The organism is Paenibacillus taichungensis, assembly GCF_047302525.1.
GTDB classification, from domain to species: Bacteria; Bacillota; Bacilli; order Paenibacillales; family Paenibacillaceae; genus Paenibacillus; species Paenibacillus taichungensis_B.
In genome coordinates this window covers 2,008,131-2,025,395 of record NZ_CP168020.1, presented here as the reverse complement: position 1 = coordinate 2,025,395, position 17,265 = coordinate 2,008,131, and the positions used below count along the sequence as shown (strand labels likewise).

The window sequence follows — 17,265 nt, the reverse complement described above, 5'->3', positions numbered from 1 at the left end:
AGAGATACATCCCTCAGAGTAAACGCATTTTTATATTTTAAATCAGAGTGGACTTTTCTTTCTCCGCCCTGGCAGATAACCACCGGGCTGTTTCACTTCATCATAATCATGTTCACGTTGATTTTGACCACTGCCTGATGTAGGCTGATTTCCCTGATCTGGCTTGACTGCCAATAACGTGAGTAGCCCTCCCACTGCCCCGGATGCGGCGAGAATACCAAACAGAAGGAAATGGTGGGAAGAAATCAACAATGACACGACAGGAGGACCGAGAGACACACCGATAAAACGCATGCTGCTGAATAACGCCGTAATGGTGCCGCGTTGTTCCTTGTCCACCCCTTCAGTAACCATAGCATCCAGACATGGCAGTGTAGCGCCTATTCCCGCTCCACCAAGGGTGAACAAACCAACAACTACATAAATGTTGTCAAAAAGCCCGATCACGCCAAGAGATACTGTTAAAACAGCAAGTCCGATAAAACCAAGCCATTTCATCCGTGTCTTGTTCTTTCCTATCCATTTTCCAGCAAAGAAAGACGCCAGACACAAGGCTGCCAGTGGTATAGCAAGTACAAGTCCTTTAAGTACACCCTTTAATTTGAACTCCGATTCCAACGTCTCCGACAGATAAAAGAGCACACCAAAGAGAACAAACATGCAAATACCGCCGATCGCAAAAATCGCATACAGCCAGCGGCCCTTTTCTTTCAGCACACTGCGGATGGAAGCAACAAATTCGGGAAAGCTCTTTGGTTCTTCCTTCCTCTTGGGTGTTTTCACCAGGAAAATAACCAGGACCAATGAAAGCACACAAAGTACCGGAATAGCCATAAAAGGCAAATACCAAATCCATACAGCCAAAGCTGCACCCAAAATCGGACTTAGTACCTTGCCGAAGGTATTCGAGGTTTCAATAATGCCAAGGCTTTTACTCACCTCGTTTTCATCATCGAACATGTCACCCACCAATGGAATGACAATCGGGAATGCCCCTGCTGCCCCTATCCCTTGCAAAAGTCTGCCACCGAGAATGCTCCAGTATGCCGCATTTCCATTCAGCATCCAGGCTGCTCCTCCTGCTACCGCGCCTCCTGCGGCTGCAATGATGAGACTGGGGATAATAACGGCTTTCCTGCCGAATCGATCCGACAGATATCCTGCAAGTGGAATGAGCAGGATTGCGACGACCGCATAAACCGTAATTAACATGCTGACCTTGAATGAGGACACTTTCAATTCACGCTCAATCTGGGGAAGGATGGGGATCAGCATAGAGTTACCCAGTGTCATAATAACCGGGATGGAAGCGAGTGCGACGAGGTCCCACTTTTTATCTTTCATACCTCAACCACCTTTACAGAATCAGAAAACAACAACGTTATTGTGGGTTGTTCTGCAGCTGAATATACGGCCTATGTAAAAAAGGTCACTTGGGATGACAGCGCAAAAAGGCTGTCGCACTAAATTCAGTGTCAGGACAGCCTTTTCGCTATGCATTATGAAGATCAACAAATCAACTTATTTCAACACAAATTGTTGAAGGGCTGCACCGCCCCTGAAAACAATGCAGAGCTGCTCGATCTCACGCTCTGCCTTCAGGGAACAGCGAGCTGTGTTCCACTGAAGATTCTTCCCGTTAACTGTTCCAGCGGAACCAGGAACGACACAAGTGCCGAGCAGTGGGCCTTCCGGACCTTCCGCCCGAATCTCCAATTCGCCACCCTCTCCGAAGGCAGCCACCCGACACTCAAACTCACTAGCTTGCCGGAAAGCATTGTCGTGGAATGAAATCCAGGAAGAACGACCTTCATGATACAGCGGTTCGCTTGAAGCAATGGCTCGGACGGCTGAACGACCTTCCAGACACTCATCCAACAGAACACCTGCATATGCATCGTAATTTTCCGCAAACGTAGGCACATTCAGCGCGCGTGCAGGAATAGTTTCACCCTCGATTTGGATTTCTGCGGTCTGACGAATATCTGCCGAGGAACGTCCAGCCATGATCGACCAGGTGGCTGTTTCAAGACAATATCTGTCACGAGTGACATCCCAGAAGGCCAGTTTCTGAGCAGGAATTTCGAAAGAAACATTTTCCACTGCGCCTGGCGCAAGATGAATCCGCCGGAAGCCGATCAACTGACGTTGTGGGCGCTTCACCCGTGAAGTTTGAGCGTGCCCATACAGCTGCACCACTTCATCGCTGGCACGCTCCCCTTTGTTCTCGACCTGCACTTCAATCTTCAGCACATCATCTCCAAAAGATCCCTGTGCCCGCTCCACTCGAATCGCCTTATACTCAAATTCCGAATAGGTCAACCCATGACCAAAGGGATACAGGACTGGACCTTCATGATACATATAGGTTGTATTGTTATGAATAATGTCGTAATCCATGATGTCAGGAAGCTGTGATTCATCCTCATACCATGTCATGTTCAGTCTGCCAGCAGGAGCATAATTTCCGAGCAGAACATCCGCAACCGCATTCCCCAATTCTTGGCCTGCATGCGTCAGGTATACGATTGCCGGAGCCACATCTTTCAACTCTTGCAGTGCAAATGGATAACTGCCAACAATGACAACGACCGTATTAGGGTTCACTTGGCAGACCTCTCTCACCAGTCGGGCCTGCTCTGGCGGAAGCAGCAGACTTGGACGATCGATTTCCTCTTTGCCGTTAATATACGGGCTATTGCCAACAACGACCACGGAGACGTCACTGTTCTGTGCAGCTTCTAATGCCTGCTCTATTCCGTTAGCAACAACGTCCAGCTTGAACACAGCAGGTTCCTGCGTCCCTTCTGTGGCATCCGGATTACCAGATGAACTCAAGTCCTCGGCTGTTTGTTCCTGCGTTGGGGACAGCACCAGTTGCCCCTGACGTTCATTCAGCACCAATGGCAATCCGTTCCATGTACGCAACGTACTGTTTCCATCCGCTTGTGAATCAATCTGTACCACTTCCTTGACGAACCAGCCACCAATCTCAGGTGCATTCGCCTGATAGATGCCCTGTTCGGTTAACGAAACATAGCGATTGTTTTTCACACTGCGAAGCGTGTGACTTCCCCAGCCCCAGTCCTGATGGATGAACTCGGCGTCCTCCGCACTGCCTTCCGGCACGGCTACAAGCTTTCCTTCAGCACCGAGCGTGATCACCTTTCCATCGCCTGTCTTCAGGGTGATGCGATCATTCCCATCTGCAAAAGATACTTCCGCACCGCCAAGCTGCTTGCGCAGTCCTTCCAAAGCGGTAACACGATAAGGCAGTGTACCGCTGTACCAATCAGTATAGACCACATCCGCAAGGGGACCGATTACACTAACCTTCTGCAATCTTTCCGATTGGAGCGGAAGCAGTCCGTCATTTTTGAGTAAAACGATAGACTCAGCTGCTGCTCTATAACTTAATTTGGCATGTTCAGGCGCACACAATACAGATTCCGATATCGAAGCATACGGGTTAAGTCCCGTCTGATCCAGTTGCCCAAGCCGCATCCGCACGCCAAAAATATTGCGAATGGCCCGGTCAAGATCCTCGACCTCCAGCAAGTTTCGCTCAAGCGCCTCTTCCAAGGCAGATACGACTAAGTCAACCTCGTCTGTCAGACAGTCCACACCTGCTTTTAATGCCCCTGCCGCCGATTCCGCATGCGTGGCATGATAACCGTGATAATTGACCGTCTGGGACAAGTCTCCCCCATCACACACGATAAATCCAGGCATGGCCCACTCACCCTTGACCACATCATTCACATATGGACTTTCAATGGCTGGTGTGCCGTTGATCGAATTGTAGGCTGTCATCATGGACAAGGCCCCACCTTCTACGAAAGGCGTCTCGAATGCTTTTAAATAATATTCACGCAAGTTACGCGGATCGATGCTGGATGAACAATTTAACCGATCCTTCTCATTATTGTTGGCAAAAAAGTGCTTCAACGTCGCTACCATTTTCAGATAGAAAGAGTGATTACCCTGCATACCCTTCACAAGAGCTGCCGACATTTCACCTGTCAATACGGGATCTTCACCATAACCTTCTTCCGTTCTCCCCCAGCGCGGATCCCGTTCCAGATCGACAGTTGGCGCCCATAAGGTCAAGCCGTGACGCTCCGGTGCACGATGGTGGTATGCTCTGGCTTCATCTCCGATGACGGAACCAATCTCGCGCATGAGCTTGGTATTCCAGGTGCTCGACAGACCGAGCGGCTGCGGGAAAACGGTAGCCTCACCTATCCAGGCAACCCCGTGAGCCGCTTCTCCTCCCACATTGTAACCGGGTATTCCCAATCGGGGTACTGCGGCTTCGCGTGTAGGAATTAATCGGATTTTCTCCTCCGTTGTCAGACGCGCAATCAAGTCATTCAATCGTTCTTCCAATGGTAATGTTGCGTCCCACATCGGATATTGAATATACTCTTTCATACTAAACCCTCCTACTTATTCGTTAAGTTTGAAATCTCTTCCATTCTTTCAATAGATCCAGTGTACGCTCACGATACTTCTGTCCTGCCTCCGGCTGATCCACCTGATGTTCATGCACATATGCGTTAAAGTAAGAGGAAAGTATGCGATAGGCAAGAAGGCGTGCCTGTCCCTCATCGGACATATCCTGTGGCCGGCCATAACCTTCATGAAAACCAGCTGATGATTCTGTCGATAAAATAGCCTCAAACTGCCTGTCCGCAAACATGGAACGATCCCCATCAATGATGGCGGCAATGTTTAGCTGCCCGTTCTCCTCATGGACAAGCACGTTGGCTTCCCACAGATCGTTATGAACAAGAACTGGAACAGTAACCTGATCAAATAAATCCTTATTTATTTTGAACAAATCTGCGATTTCTTCCCCCACACCTGGCATATACCCGGCTATTGAAGCTTTGAGTGCCGTCTCTTCTGCAAAAGAGTGCAGCACCTCGGACCAATGATCCGAGCCTTTAATCGTCCCATCGCCCTGCGGCCAGCCAAACGATGCACCCCCAAACTGATGCATGACAGCGGTATAAGCGCCGAGCTGATGATATAATCGCTCTTTATCTGACTCCGAAATCGATGGATGATCCAATTGCTTACTGGGTATAAACTCCATAAACATGTAGGTTCTCGGAATGATCGATCCGCTGTCATCACAGGCAATTATGTTTGGAGCGGGAATGCCTGCTTTACCGTAATATTCATAAACAACAGGTTCAGCAGACATCATTGTACGTTCAAATGAAAATAACGGATCTCCAGCAGATCCCAGCGGCATCTCTACCCGCTCTGGAGCCAAACGTAATATCACATCCGCGTACGACGCATGTTCAAGCTGAATTCGATACGTTGTATTAAAAAGTCCACCCTGCAAAAGTGCAAAACTCTTCACAATGGTAGCGGTTCCAAAAGTATTTTCTACCAACTTATGCAGCATTTCTGCTGTAATGGTTTGGTGTAAACCTGAATTCGTTGTACTCATTTGGTATAGTCCCCTATCTTTATCTGTCGCTTTATAAATTGAACTAAAGAATATTTACATTTACCACTTCGATGACAGAACAACCTTCCGATCGCTGTTATCCCCAGATTTTTTTTGAATCACTTTTACAAAGGAGCAAATCTGGGGATAAAGGCGAACGCTACGCTTCTTCAGGTTATTTCTGTCCTCTACGTTCTCATGTAAAAGTTCAGTTCAATCTATAAATGATACTACCATTTCTTTGCTAGAACCATACTTCCAATGGCACGACAGTAGACAAACAGACGGCACCTTGCGGCACCGTCCTTCTGTTTATCCAATAAACATTACAGTTGAATTGTAAGCGAGCTTGCAGCTGCCGTAACGACAACACCATTTGCACCAGACGCTTGGGAACCACCCTCTACGCCGGATACACTCTCGATGCCACGCAGCACGAGATTCCATGGTTTGCCTGCACCTTCAGCACGAACTTCCAGAACAGAGCCGTTACGGGATACGTTAACAACCAGCTCCTGCTCAGCACTTTGGTTCACAACCGCCGCTTGAGCGGAGTTGCCGTCAGCCAGTTCGAACAAGTGAAGGGACACATTATCCGCAAAGTCATAATCCGGTTTGCTATCTACAGCACCGACTGCAATCAGACTGTTTGGTTTGATCATCATTGGCAGTGTTTTGAAGTCATGGTTTTCGCTAATCCAGCGTCCACCTTCAACTTTGGCACCTGTCAGATAGTTGGTCCATGTACCTTCAGGCAGGTAATAACGAACATCACCCTCCTTGTTGAAGATTGGAGCCACCAGGATCGAATCACCAAACATGTACTGAGTATCCAGAGTGTATGTTGTTGGATCCTCTGGGAAATCCAGCAGCATAGCGCGCATCATCGGAATACCTCTTACAGTCGACTCCACCGCAGAATTGTAGAGATACGGCATCAAGCTGATTTTGAGTTTGGTAAAGTCACGAACAACGTCCACGGATTCCTCGTCGAACAGCCAAGGCACACGATACGAAGTGCTTCCGTGTAAGCGGCTGTGAGAAGATAAAAGTCCGAATTGTACCCAACGTTTGTATACGTCAGGGGTTGCTGTACTTTCAAAGCCACTGATATCATGGCTCCAGAATCCGAAACCGGAAAGTCCAAGCGAGAGACCGCCCCGAAGTGATTCAGCCATGGATTCATAAGTAGAAGAGCAGTCTCCGCCCCAGTGAACTGGGAACTGTTGACCACCTGCTGTTGCAGAGCGTGCAAACAGGGCAGCTTCGTTTTTGCCAATCTTTTCTTCAAGCAATTCAAATACAGCTTTGTTATAGAGCTGTGTATAATAGTTGTGCATTTTAACCGGATCAGAGCCATCGAAGTATACGACATCTGTCGGAATTCTTTCACCAAAGTCTGTTTTGAATGAATCGACACCTTGATCAAGCAGAACTTCCAGCTTACTCTTATACCAATTAACAGCATCCGGATTCGTGAAATCAACCAGAGCCATACCTGCTTGCCACATATCCCATTGCCATACGCTGCCATCAGCTGTTTTTACCAGATAACCGTTCTCCATGCCTTCATCGAACAAGTAGGATTTTTCTGCAATATATGGATTGATCCACGCACAGATTTTAAGTCCTTTCTCTTTCAGACGTGCAAGCATACCTTCCGGATCTGGGAACATCGCTTCATCCCATACGAAATCAGACCATTGGTATTCCTTCATCCAGAAGCAGTCAAAATGGAATACAGAAAGCGGAAGATCACGTTCAGCCATGCCATCTACGAAATGGTTAACCGTTGCTTCATCATAATCCGTTGTGAATGATGTTGTCAGCCACAGACCAAACGTCCATGCCGGTGGAAGCGCTGGTTTACCTGTTAATTTAGTATAATTATCAAGTACATCCTTTGGATTATCACCGCCGATAATGAAGTATTCCAAAGTCTCTCCTTCTACGCTGAACTGCACTTTAGATACATTTTCAGATGCAATCTCATACGATACGCGTTCAGGATGGTTTACAAATACGCCATATCCTTTATTGGACAAGTAGAAAGGAATGTTCTTATATGACTGCTCACTGCTTGTACCGCCGTCCTCATTCCAAGTGTCAACCACTTGGCCATTCTTAACAAACGGCGTGAAGCGCTCACCGAGTCCATAAACGTATTCACCAATGCCGAGATCAAGCTGCTCGCGGAAGTACGCTTCTTTACTCGGACCTGTAATATAACCAGCCGCTCTTTGACCGCTACCTGTAATCCGTTTTCCTCCATACAGGAAGCTGACGTCCCAACCGTTCGTTTTGTCGATATGAACTTCCAGATTGCCGCTTTTCAAAACAGCGCCTTGTTCATTTTTTGAGATGTCAACTTTCGCATCTTGATTGTTAAGCTCAAATTCAGGCCCTATCTTCACTCTGCCCTTATGATGGTTCAAGGTTACACGAATAACGTTAGGCATAGGTGAGCTGTACGTTGCTTTAAGCAATGTACCGTTCAAAGTGTCGCCTTTGGTGCGAATATATTTAGTTGCCGCATATACGGTCAAAGAATCCTCTTTTTGCACAATATCACGAATGTCAGTCGGGTTTTGAACGTGGTACCCTTCACGAGTCATCCAGAATCCATCAGTAAATTTCATGTTTTCTTTCCCCCTTCGGTTATACTATAATAATATTGACATTAATAACGAATTTCTTCTCATATTTTGACCAAATATATCACGATTCTGATATTTCTTATCCGATTCTTTATAAACACCACCAATCTATGGGAACGTTTACATTAATAATGATGCAAAAGGAGATTCTCATATGGAACGTGAACGATTACGGGAAGACCGGATTCACGGCAATGCCATGTATCCAGTCAGTGTGTACCCGGATATTCAACAATTGAATGGCGACAGCATTCTCGATTGCCACTGGCACGATGAGATGGAGTTCACCATGGTGACTCAGGGCAGTGCTGTTTTTCAAATTGATATGAATACGGTAGAGGTTCAGGCGGGAGAAGCCATCTTTATCAATCGGGGGGAAATTCACGCAGGCTATCTGAAAGGCGATGTCCCCTGTGTTTTTTCATCCATCGTATTTAACCCGGAGCTGTTAGGCAGTCGGACGTTCGATGCTGTACAGGAGAAGTTCATTGGCCCGCTAGTACACAAAACGGTTCTCCCCCCTTACCATATCCAAACCGATGAAGCCTGGGGACAAGAAATTATTTTTCATTTGAAACGGATTTTCGCCGATCATGCCGCCGGGACACCAACCTGCGAGATGACAACAAAAGCTTACCTCTATCTAATATTTGCACAAATGTTTGAACATATGAGACCTGCTGCACTCAAAGGCACCGTTCCGTCAGGCAGTCATGATAAAGTGGAGCGCCTGAAATCAGTGCTAAGCTATATTCACAAGCGTTATCCCGAACCACTCAAGTTAAAAGAACTGGCAGATGAGGCCAACATGAGCGAAGGACATTTTTGCCGCTTTTTCAAACAGATGGTGCAGAAAAGTCCGGTCGACTATATCAACTATTATCGCATCCAGCAGGCCTGTTATCAGCTTGAGAATACCGATCACAAAATTGTGGATATTGCCATGGACGTCGGGTTTGAGCATTTGAGCTATTTCATTACAACATTCAAAAAACACAAGAACATTACCCCGTCCCAATATCGCAAAATGTTTTATGAGAAAGTGGCGATGGAACCTGCACTGGTCTAAGCTTAAACGTCTTTCCGGTACGGCACTCAGCACATTGAACTGACGATTGTTTAATGTTCTCCACTTATATTTAGATAGCAGACGCAAAGAAGGTGCTACAGCCCGTTCGGTCGTTAGCACCTTCTTTATCATTCTGATGAATGGAATATCATTTACTTTTTCAATGTCTCCCATGAGCTATACTCATGCACCGAGAATCCGTTAAAGGACGAATGCACACTTGCCATTTTCTCTACCAGCTTGAGCTGTGCTTCCATATACACTGTACCCTCTTCATAAAAGGTAATAAAATCGCCTTCCTTGCTTTGCTTGGTCTCCACGGCAATCGATACCGTTTTACCCAAAAGTGACGCTTCCTCAAGCTCATCCTTCGCTACATTATAGATGGCCGCAGCCGTATCCCGGTAAGCCATAATGGTAATCGAGTCAAACTTGCGGATCATCCAGCTGCTTACATTCATCGTGGAACCCGGAATTTTATAACCATCCAGCCAGAAAGGCAGGTCAGCGGCTACAGGCATCTTCATCCGTGCAGCCCGATCGACGATGTATTGAACGTTCCCCTGCCACTGCGTAATCACACTGGCCTGATTGGTTTTCCACTCTGGATGTACATGAGGTTCAATGTCCAGATGAATGCCGGCAAATTTCTCATTGGGCTCTACTTGATTTTGATACGCTTCAACCCAGTCCAGAAAATCTGCAATTTGACCCCGGCTCTCCGTCAGTCCCCAGGCAGGTCTTCCATCCATAACGTCCACAGCAATATTTTTCTCTCTGGCTTGACGAATGAAAGATGTATAGTACGGAAGCTTTACATCCCGATTCATTTGTAGGTAGATCGTATTGATTTTGTTCGTTGTGGCAAACTTCAGCACTAGCTGAGGGTTATTTTGAATCTGTGTGGTATCCCATACCCAGGTCGCTCTTACGGATCCCTGTACCGTTCCATGGATGGTTTCATAACTGTCGACTGAGCCAAGTGCAGTGGCCTTGCAAACATAAGTATTCCCCGTAAACAGCATGAAACAACTAATTAACAAAATGAATTGGTATCTCTTTTTGCTTTTCATATTTGTACACTCCCTTTGATGTTATTCAGCTCTAACGTGCAAATCCGGATGAAATTCTGTCGTTTTATATTCATTCTTTGGATACTATTTCGAAGTACGACTATTTACATTGCTTTTATATGCAACATCATCTCTTAGACTCACGACGAAAGAATCATATAACATTATTTCGGGTATTCACACTTCTGTATTTATAGTTCTAAAGTCTCATTTATGAAAAACTTTTTAATTTAAGCTTAATTTCACCTCAACATGGGTCATTTTTTGCATATGTACAACAGACGACTCAAGACCTAGTAAGCGTTTTCCTGTGAAAATAAAAAAAGGCCGCCCAAAGGCGACCTATACTTCTCTCCCCGTTTCAAGGAAGAATGGACACGCTATTATTCGTTAATTACCAGCTGGAGCAGCTGGCGTATTCTCCACCATCTCATCAAACAGGGATACCAGCTCAATGCCTTCTGCCGAAATGCGTACCAGTCCTTTATCAGACAAGCGCAATTCCGGAATAACAACAAGCGCCAGCAGAGACAGCGTCATAAATGCGTTATTTAACGTACAGCCCGCAGACTGTAACGCTTCACTTATAGCCGCAGATTGAACTGCTACCACTTCAAAAGATTCCGTGGACATCAAGCCTGCAATGCGCAACGGGAATTCGGTCACACCAGAGGCAGTCACGACGGCTACACCGCCCTGCATTCCAATGACCCGGTTGCCCGCCTCAGCCATCAATGCGTCATCATTCCCGATAATGAGCAGATTGTGGCTATCATGTGCAACGGTCATCGCAATGGCCGCAGGACCTGTGAAGCCAATCCCTCCAACAAGAGCAACGGCGCGATTCCCCGTTTGTTTGTGACGCTCCAGCACCGCAATTTTGCAGATTTCACCTGATGTTGAGATGACTACATTGCCATGTTCCACCGTGACATTAACATGCTTCTCCTTGGTATCCACATGATTCTCCGTCACATGAATGACTTTTGCTCCAATCGTACCTTCGGTAATCGGCGCAGACAGCTCCATGTCCTTCGGCTGGATGTTGGCTTCCAGCTTTACAGTGTTCAGCGCCTCTTCCGGGTATGTGAAGCTGTCCCAGACCGCTGTCATTTTGCCGTTCTCTGCCACGACATGCCCTGCGGCAATCGTCATGCCTACACGGACATCAGCCAGGCGTCCATCCAGCAAAATAATATCGGCGATATTCCCCGGAATAACCGCACCAATGTCGCGAGCTACACCGAAACGTTCAGCCGTGTTAATCGTCGCCATCTGGAAAGCGGTAACTGGCTTCACCCCTTGAGAAATGGCCAAACGCACAACAAAGTCCATATGACCTTCTTTGAGCAGCGATTCTGAACTTCTGTCATCAGTCACCAGCATCATGCGACGTGTATCCAGGCCAAGCTCTGTACAGGCTTTGATCGTTTCCGCAACGTCATGCCATGCGGAGCCCTGACGCATTTTGGCGTACATGCCAAGCCGCAGGCGTTCCACCACATCTTCCTTCGTAACACATTCATGATCCCCCGTAACGCCGCTTGCTGCGTAGGCTGGCAGACGCCAGTCATCCGCTGCCCAGGTGAAGTGACCGTCTGCCACCTTGCCTGCTCGGAGCGTCGCCTGAATCTCACCGATCATCGTCTCGTCCCCGTACACAACCCCAGGGAAGTTCATTACTTCACCGAGACCAATCATATCCGGACCCCAGGAGAGGGCTTCCGCCACTTCTTCCGGTCCAATATAAGCGCCTGTTGTCTCCAGTCCAGGATGTGTGGAAGGAACACAGGAAGCCACCTGCATATAAGCAGCCATTGGCGTCGTCCGAGCTTCATCCAGCATCAATCGCAGACCTTTGAGTCCAAGCACATTGGAGATCTCATGCGGGTCAAAGAACCCTCCCGTTGTACCGGAAGGCAGAACGGCTCTCGCAAACTCCGTTACTTTCATTTGTGTACTTTCAATGTGACAGTGCCCATCCAGCAATCCGGGAGCAATGTATTTGCCTTCTGCCTCAATAATGCGTGTATTCTCTCCAATTGTATGGCTTACATCTTTACCAACATATGCAATCCGGGCTCCCTGTACCGCTACAGACATGCCCGGCAAAATTTCACCCGAAACCACATTAACCAGCGTTCCGCCCCGAATGACCAAGGTCGCAGGCAGGTCTCCCCGTGCTGTTGCCACCAGATCCGGTACACAATCCGCCATTAATGGGCGTTCAAAAGATGGTGTGTTCATGCTGCTGCCTCCTTCATTAAATAAACGATCCAAAAAAAATAGATTGTTACGATTATATGAGTCTCGCCGTCATGTGTAAAGAAAATTCACACCTATTGTACATGATCACAAAGGATGGATCATTTTTTATCCATGAAACCTAATCCGTCTGATCTCATGTCAGAAGAGATGAAATTACTATGTCCAGTGATCTCCTCCATACTTCTCACACCAAAGGCCAACCTCTTGAGCTTCTTATTCCCCACATCGTATTCCGCAATACACAGAAAGACTCCCGTCCCATCGAACGGAAGCCTTCTTCATGAACATGAAAGACGAAGTCAATCGGCTTGAGCCGCAGACACCTTGCCCATATCATACAATCCATCGGACTGGGACGTAATGAACGGGCTCGGTTTATCCATGCAATAGACATGCAGTAAATGCATCGCACGGGTACATGCCGTATAGAACAGCTTACGTTCATGTTCCTGCGCATATTGCGATGCAGATCCGTCATAGATCAGAACCGCATCAAACTCCACACCTTTAGCCAAATACGCCGGTATAACATGCACACCCCGTTCAAAGGCCAGTGTTGTTTTCTTGATCAGCTTCGGTGCCGCAGGCAGTACTTTGCTTAACGCTTCGTGTACGTCCTTGCTCTCTTCCGCCGTTTTGCAGATGACCGCAACCGATTCATACCCTTCCTGAATCAGATGCTTGAGATCGGCTGTAATGACATCCAGATGCTCCTGTTCATTGGAGGAAACGATCACTTTCGGCTTCTCCCCGCCTCGGTTAAATGGAACAATCTCTTCTCCACCCGGAACCATGCCGCGTGTAAACTCCACGATCTCTTGTGTTGAACGATAACTTCTCGTCAGCTCGATCACTTCCGTATTTTCCGGTCCATAGAGGTTAGTCAGCGGCCCCGTACCACTTAATACCGAAGAGTGTGCATAGATGGCTTGATTAAAATCTCCAAGTGCGGTGATTTTCGATCTCGGGAACAATCTCTTCATAAAGGCCAGCTGGAAGGCAGAGTAATCCTGTGCCTCGTCAATGATCACATGGCGGATATTGGAGTTAATATGGAAACCGAGCAGCAACTCACGCAGATACAAATAAGGTGTGATATCCTCATAGGCCAGCTCTTGTACTTTCAGTCTGCGAAGTGTCATCTCACTAATCTCTTCCCAATGTGAAGGCAGTTCTTCCTCTCCCAACAGGCGAACCATCTGGGACCGGTCGTTGAATAAGTGCGCGTACAGTTGACGGACATCGACAAAACGTAATGATTTGATCCATTTGCGCAAAGGCTTGAGCCGATCACTGACCACCATCCGGGCAAGGATCTCTCGTTCCTGCTGGAAATCATCGAACGTATCCGACTTTCCTTTTTGCTTGCGTTTCAAGCGCTGATAGGCCCGCTGGAGATCCTCCGGCTCCATTAGATCCAGTTGTTGATCTACCCAAGGGGCTTCCAATTCGCCTTTACCGAATGCAGATAACTCTTTTAGCATCAAGTCCCGTAATATTTCCAGACGATTCACCAGCTTAACGGATGGCTCAAAACTGTAAAATTTCTCGGCCATGGCCTCTGCCGTAACAACAGCCCGTCCCTGGAACCGAACTGGCTTGAATTTCATACCTTCAGTCATCATGCTGTCCTTATAACGTGTTATCACCTTCAGGAAAGATTCGGATGACTTGAATCGAATGCCGGACATACGCGCTTCGTACTGAGGATCTTCTGTTCCAGTAAGTACGTATTCAAGCTGAATGAATGGGTCTTCCAGCTGATATTCACGGCCCAGACGGCGTTCCAGATACTCCTGGAAGGTCGTTTGCAGCATATTTTCCTCCCCAAGTTCAGGCAGTACGGTGGAAACATAGCTGTTGAACATCGGGTTTGGCGAAAAAAGGACCATCTGATCCGCTTGCAGATGCTCGCGGTATTTATAGAGAAGATACGCCACACGCTGAAGTGCAGCGGATGTTTTACCACTGCCAGCAGCTCCCTGCACGATCAGCATGCGGGTCCGATCATTACGGATAATCCGGTTCTGCTCCTTCTGGATGGTCGCCACAATGCTTTTCATCTGTGCATCTGAGGTTCGACTGAGAACAGCCTGTAACAGTTCATCCCCAATCGTAACCCCGGTGTCGAACATAAAGCGGATACGTCCATCCCGAATGACAAACTGCCGCTTCATCTCAATGTCGCCACGGATCTCACCACTCGGTGTATGATACGTGACCGGACCTGGCGCACCATCGTAATACAGGTTCGATATGGGTGCACGCCAGTCATAGACAAGGAAGGACTCCTCCTTCTCATCCAGCAATGATGCGATCCCCAGATAGATTCGTTCTGCTTTTGGATCGCCATTTTCCTTAAAATCAATGCGTCCAAAATACGGTGAATGATGCAGCCGTTTCATTTTGTCCAGCGCTGCTGCCGTATTCAGATGGCTGCGTTCCCGATCCGATAGAACCTGTGATTGCTGCCTCATACTGGTGGAGGTCTCACCCACGTCATCCGCTTCGCTAAAGTTCATGGTGACTTCGTCCCAGAAATCTTTTCTCATCCCTACAACTTCGTCCCTGAAGGAACCTACCTCTTTTTCTAGGATGTCGATTTTCCGATCAATCTGTTCTGTTACAATGTTGACCCGCTGTTGCTCCTCGCTCCATTGCTGGTCTGTACTCATATGTTAATACGCCCCTCTTTCCCCGGATTGTGTCCTCAAAAGCCCATTTGACAAGCCCGAAAAGGCTATGGTATAATTAATTAGAAAGTAAACATTTTTTTATTTTATGTTAATTAGTTCTAATTTTCTGAAAACCATTTTTTATTGTACCAGTGACAACGTCCCGATGCAAGCGGAGGCGTTTTTTGTTGTTTTCATTCTATTATTACCCTCGAATGGGATGAATATAGAACGATCCCATTCTATTGTCGTAATTCTTCAATGGTCTCTCTCCAGCGTTTAATAGCCCCAGATTCGTCTTTCAATTGAAATGTTATCCCTGAAGTAATCTCCGCATAGGGTACATGATCTACACGAACGTTTAACACCTGAGCCTCGAAACGATCTCTCGGATGCACAGCTTCCATGAGTTGTGGCAGTGAAGTCACATCCAGACGAATAGATAACAAGCTTTGCTGATGAACAGCAATCAAGGTAGCCTTGCCTGTTCGTCTCATATTCATACTTGTCTGCGTTCCAGGCCATAAAGCCAGTCTCAGCAAGTTGGGCGTGATAGCAATAACTTCCCCCATACTAATCATCGCCTGATGCGGCCAGCCATCTTCGGACACAGTCAGCAATTGCATCGCTTCGTGCTGCTTCTGCTCCAGATCCTGTCCATTGAACCACTGCATCCATTCAGGGCCAAGCTGTGTTAAATTCATACGTATCTACCTCGGTTCGATTGAGTTGGTGGCGCAAGGTTTGCGCTATGTATGCAAAACAACCCGGACACGCTGTCCGGGCTGGTTGTGGTTCCATTGTATATGATGAAACCACATTACCGCAAACTGTACTACCATGTTTACGGCCATTTAAGCCAATTCAGAATTTTATCCTGTGACTCCTTGTCTTCACTGGCACTATGCACATGTTCGGCAAGCCGGTTCAATCGTTCCAGCTGATAGCCATAGTCATAGATGGCGGCAGCTACGATGGACAGTCTCAGCATCCCTTCCTGATCAATATCAAACTGGGAAATGGCCTGCTCCATGAAGCTATCATTATCCAAAATGAACTGTGCCGCCTCTTCCCCGTTCGGTTTCAGCTTATCCTCGAATTTAAGCAGCGCATGTTCATGGAATTTGATAACAAGCTCCAGATGTGTATCAAAGAACTCATCCATTTCCGGTGTTCGCGATGCCTGGAAATAATGGCGTTCTACCGAATCCAGCACGTCGAATCCTTTTTGCAGACTCAGCAGCATCTGTTTGTATACGACCATCTGCCGGGTCTCGCTGAATTTGGAACGTTTCATCTTCTTCTGTTCTTCTTCAAACAAATTATATTTATCTGACAAAGATTTAATGGAACCGCCCAGATTATTTTTCTCATCCCGGAACACCACTTCCTTGATCTCATCCGAGATCGATGTACGCAGCAGCAGTGACATGCCACTGAACACACTCTGAATCTGCTTCACGAACTGAATCTTTGGCTTGGGTGGAAATACCGTAATATTAATAAGAAAAGCAGATACAATGCCGACAAGTGTCAGCAGGAAACGGTTCAATGCAAAATGCCAGTCACCCGACGCTTCCATAATCGATACAACGGTTACCAGCGTCAGGCCAACCGTTTCGCCCATATTCAATTTAAGACAAATCATAATAACCAGCACAATAATTAACCCGACGGCGATGGGCTCATTGGACAGCACCATGCCTCCCAGCAGGGCCACAATTGCCCCAAGTGTGGTGGTCTGCAGCTGATCCAGGAAATACTTCCAGGAACGATAAATGGATGGCTGCATCGCAAAGATGGCCGCGATCGCGGCGGGAACGGGAGATTGCGGGTTCAGGAACATGCTGCTAAGGTACAGGGCCAGCGTGACCGCAATGCCTGTCTTAAGTACACGTGCACCAAATGACATGGTGACCCCTCCTCTTTTTCGAAACTGATTTCATTCGTTGGATGATCATTATCATTATTACCCCATATTTCTTTTTTTGCCCGAATCAATTCAGGAGAACGATTTATTGTATCATGGAAGCCTTTGGGTTACCATGCCCTGTAT

At 47.2% G+C, this 17,265-nt stretch carries 10 protein-coding genes; 1 reads left to right on the top strand and 9 read right to left on the bottom strand.

Annotation, left to right across the window (positions count from 1 at the left end):
• Window positions 1-42: 42 nt before the first annotated feature.
• From ACDJ58_RS09355 to yicI, 4 genes are all read right to left on the bottom strand, one after another.
• The gene (locus ACDJ58_RS09355) at window positions 43-1,344 is read right to left on the bottom strand and encodes an MFS transporter (RefSeq protein WP_413377329.1); all 1,302 of its coding nucleotides are present in this window, start codon (window positions 1,342-1,344) and stop codon (window positions 43-45) included.
• Window positions 1,345-1,521: 177 nt separating this feature from the next.
• Window positions 1,522-4,434, bottom strand: a complete 2,913-nt coding sequence (locus tag ACDJ58_RS09350; protein WP_413377327.1) for a glycoside hydrolase family 3 C-terminal domain-containing protein — start codon at window positions 4,432-4,434, stop codon at window positions 1,522-1,524.
• A gap of 22 nt (window positions 4,435-4,456) precedes the next feature.
• Window positions 4,457-5,467, bottom strand: a complete 1,011-nt coding sequence (locus ACDJ58_RS09345; RefSeq protein WP_413377325.1) for a phosphotransferase — start codon at window positions 5,465-5,467, stop codon at window positions 4,457-4,459.
• 326 nt (window positions 5,468-5,793) lie between these two features.
• Window positions 5,794-8,106: an alpha-xylosidase gene (gene yicI / locus ACDJ58_RS09340; protein ID WP_413377323.1), complete on the bottom strand. Its 2,313-nt coding sequence runs from the start codon at window positions 8,104-8,106 to the stop codon at window positions 5,794-5,796.
• A 172-nt stretch (window positions 8,107-8,278) separates the two neighbouring features.
• Between yicI and ACDJ58_RS09335 the strand changes: the two genes are divergently transcribed.
• Window positions 8,279-9,193 carry an AraC family transcriptional regulator gene (locus ACDJ58_RS09335; RefSeq protein ID WP_413377321.1) on the top strand — a complete coding sequence of 305 codons (915 nt, stop codon included), beginning with the start codon at window positions 8,279-8,281 and terminating at the stop codon, window positions 9,191-9,193.
• A 152-nt stretch (window positions 9,194-9,345) separates the two neighbouring features.
• Here the strand turns inward: ACDJ58_RS09335 and ACDJ58_RS09330 are convergent, their stop codons facing one another.
• From ACDJ58_RS09330 to ACDJ58_RS09310, 5 genes are all read right to left on the bottom strand, one after another.
• Complete coding sequence (locus ACDJ58_RS09330) at window positions 9,346-10,266, bottom strand: hypothetical protein (RefSeq protein WP_413377319.1); 921 nt, start codon at window positions 10,264-10,266, stop codon at window positions 9,346-9,348.
• A gap of 390 nt (window positions 10,267-10,656) precedes the next feature.
• The gene (locus ACDJ58_RS09325) at window positions 10,657-12,513 is read right to left on the bottom strand and encodes an adenine deaminase (RefSeq protein ID WP_413377317.1); all 1,857 of its coding nucleotides are present in this window, start codon (window positions 12,511-12,513) and stop codon (window positions 10,657-10,659) included.
• Window positions 12,514-12,833: 320 nt separating this feature from the next.
• Window positions 12,834-15,209: an RNA polymerase recycling motor HelD gene (gene helD / locus ACDJ58_RS09320; RefSeq protein ID WP_413377315.1), complete on the bottom strand. Its 2,376-nt coding sequence runs from the start codon at window positions 15,207-15,209 to the stop codon at window positions 12,834-12,836.
• Between the two features lie 242 nt (window positions 15,210-15,451).
• A complete protein-coding gene (locus ACDJ58_RS09315) occupies window positions 15,452-15,913 on the bottom strand; it encodes a pyridoxamine 5'-phosphate oxidase family protein (protein ID WP_413377313.1) in 462 nt (153 codons plus the stop codon).
• 140 nt (window positions 15,914-16,053) lie between these two features.
• Entirely contained in the window at window positions 16,054-17,121 is a 1,068-nt protein-coding gene (locus tag ACDJ58_RS09310; protein WP_413377311.1) for an FUSC family protein, read from the bottom strand.
• Window positions 17,122-17,265 lie beyond the last annotated feature (144 nt).

Coding starts and splice junctions, on each gene's coding strand:
- ACDJ58_RS09335 (WP_413377321.1), top strand. CDS start 8,279: ATGGAACGTGAACGATTACGGGAAGACCGGATTCACGGCAATGCCATG.
- ACDJ58_RS09315 (WP_413377313.1), bottom strand. CDS start 15,913: ATGAATTTAACACAGCTTGGCCCTGAATGGATGCAGTGGTTCAATGGA.
- ACDJ58_RS09325 (WP_413377317.1), bottom strand. CDS start 12,513: ATGAACACACCATCTTTTGAACGCCCATTAATGGCGGATTGTGTACCG.
- yicI (WP_413377323.1), bottom strand. CDS start 8,106: ATGAAATTTACTGATGGATTCTGGATGACTCGTGAAGGGTACCACGTT.
- ACDJ58_RS09355 (WP_413377329.1), bottom strand. CDS start 1,344: ATGAAAGATAAAAAGTGGGACCTCGTCGCACTCGCTTCCATCCCGGTT.
- ACDJ58_RS09330 (WP_413377319.1), bottom strand. CDS start 10,266: ATGAAAAGCAAAAAGAGATACCAATTCATTTTGTTAATTAGTTGTTTC.
- ACDJ58_RS09350 (WP_413377327.1), bottom strand. CDS start 4,434: ATGAAAGAGTATATTCAATATCCGATGTGGGACGCAACATTACCATTG.
- ACDJ58_RS09345 (WP_413377325.1), bottom strand. CDS start 5,467: ATGAGTACAACGAATTCAGGTTTACACCAAACCATTACAGCAGAAATG.
- helD (WP_413377315.1), bottom strand. CDS start 15,209: ATGAGTACAGACCAGCAATGGAGCGAGGAGCAACAGCGGGTCAACATT.
- ACDJ58_RS09310 (WP_413377311.1), bottom strand. CDS start 17,121: ATGTCATTTGGTGCACGTGTACTTAAGACAGGCATTGCGGTCACGCTG.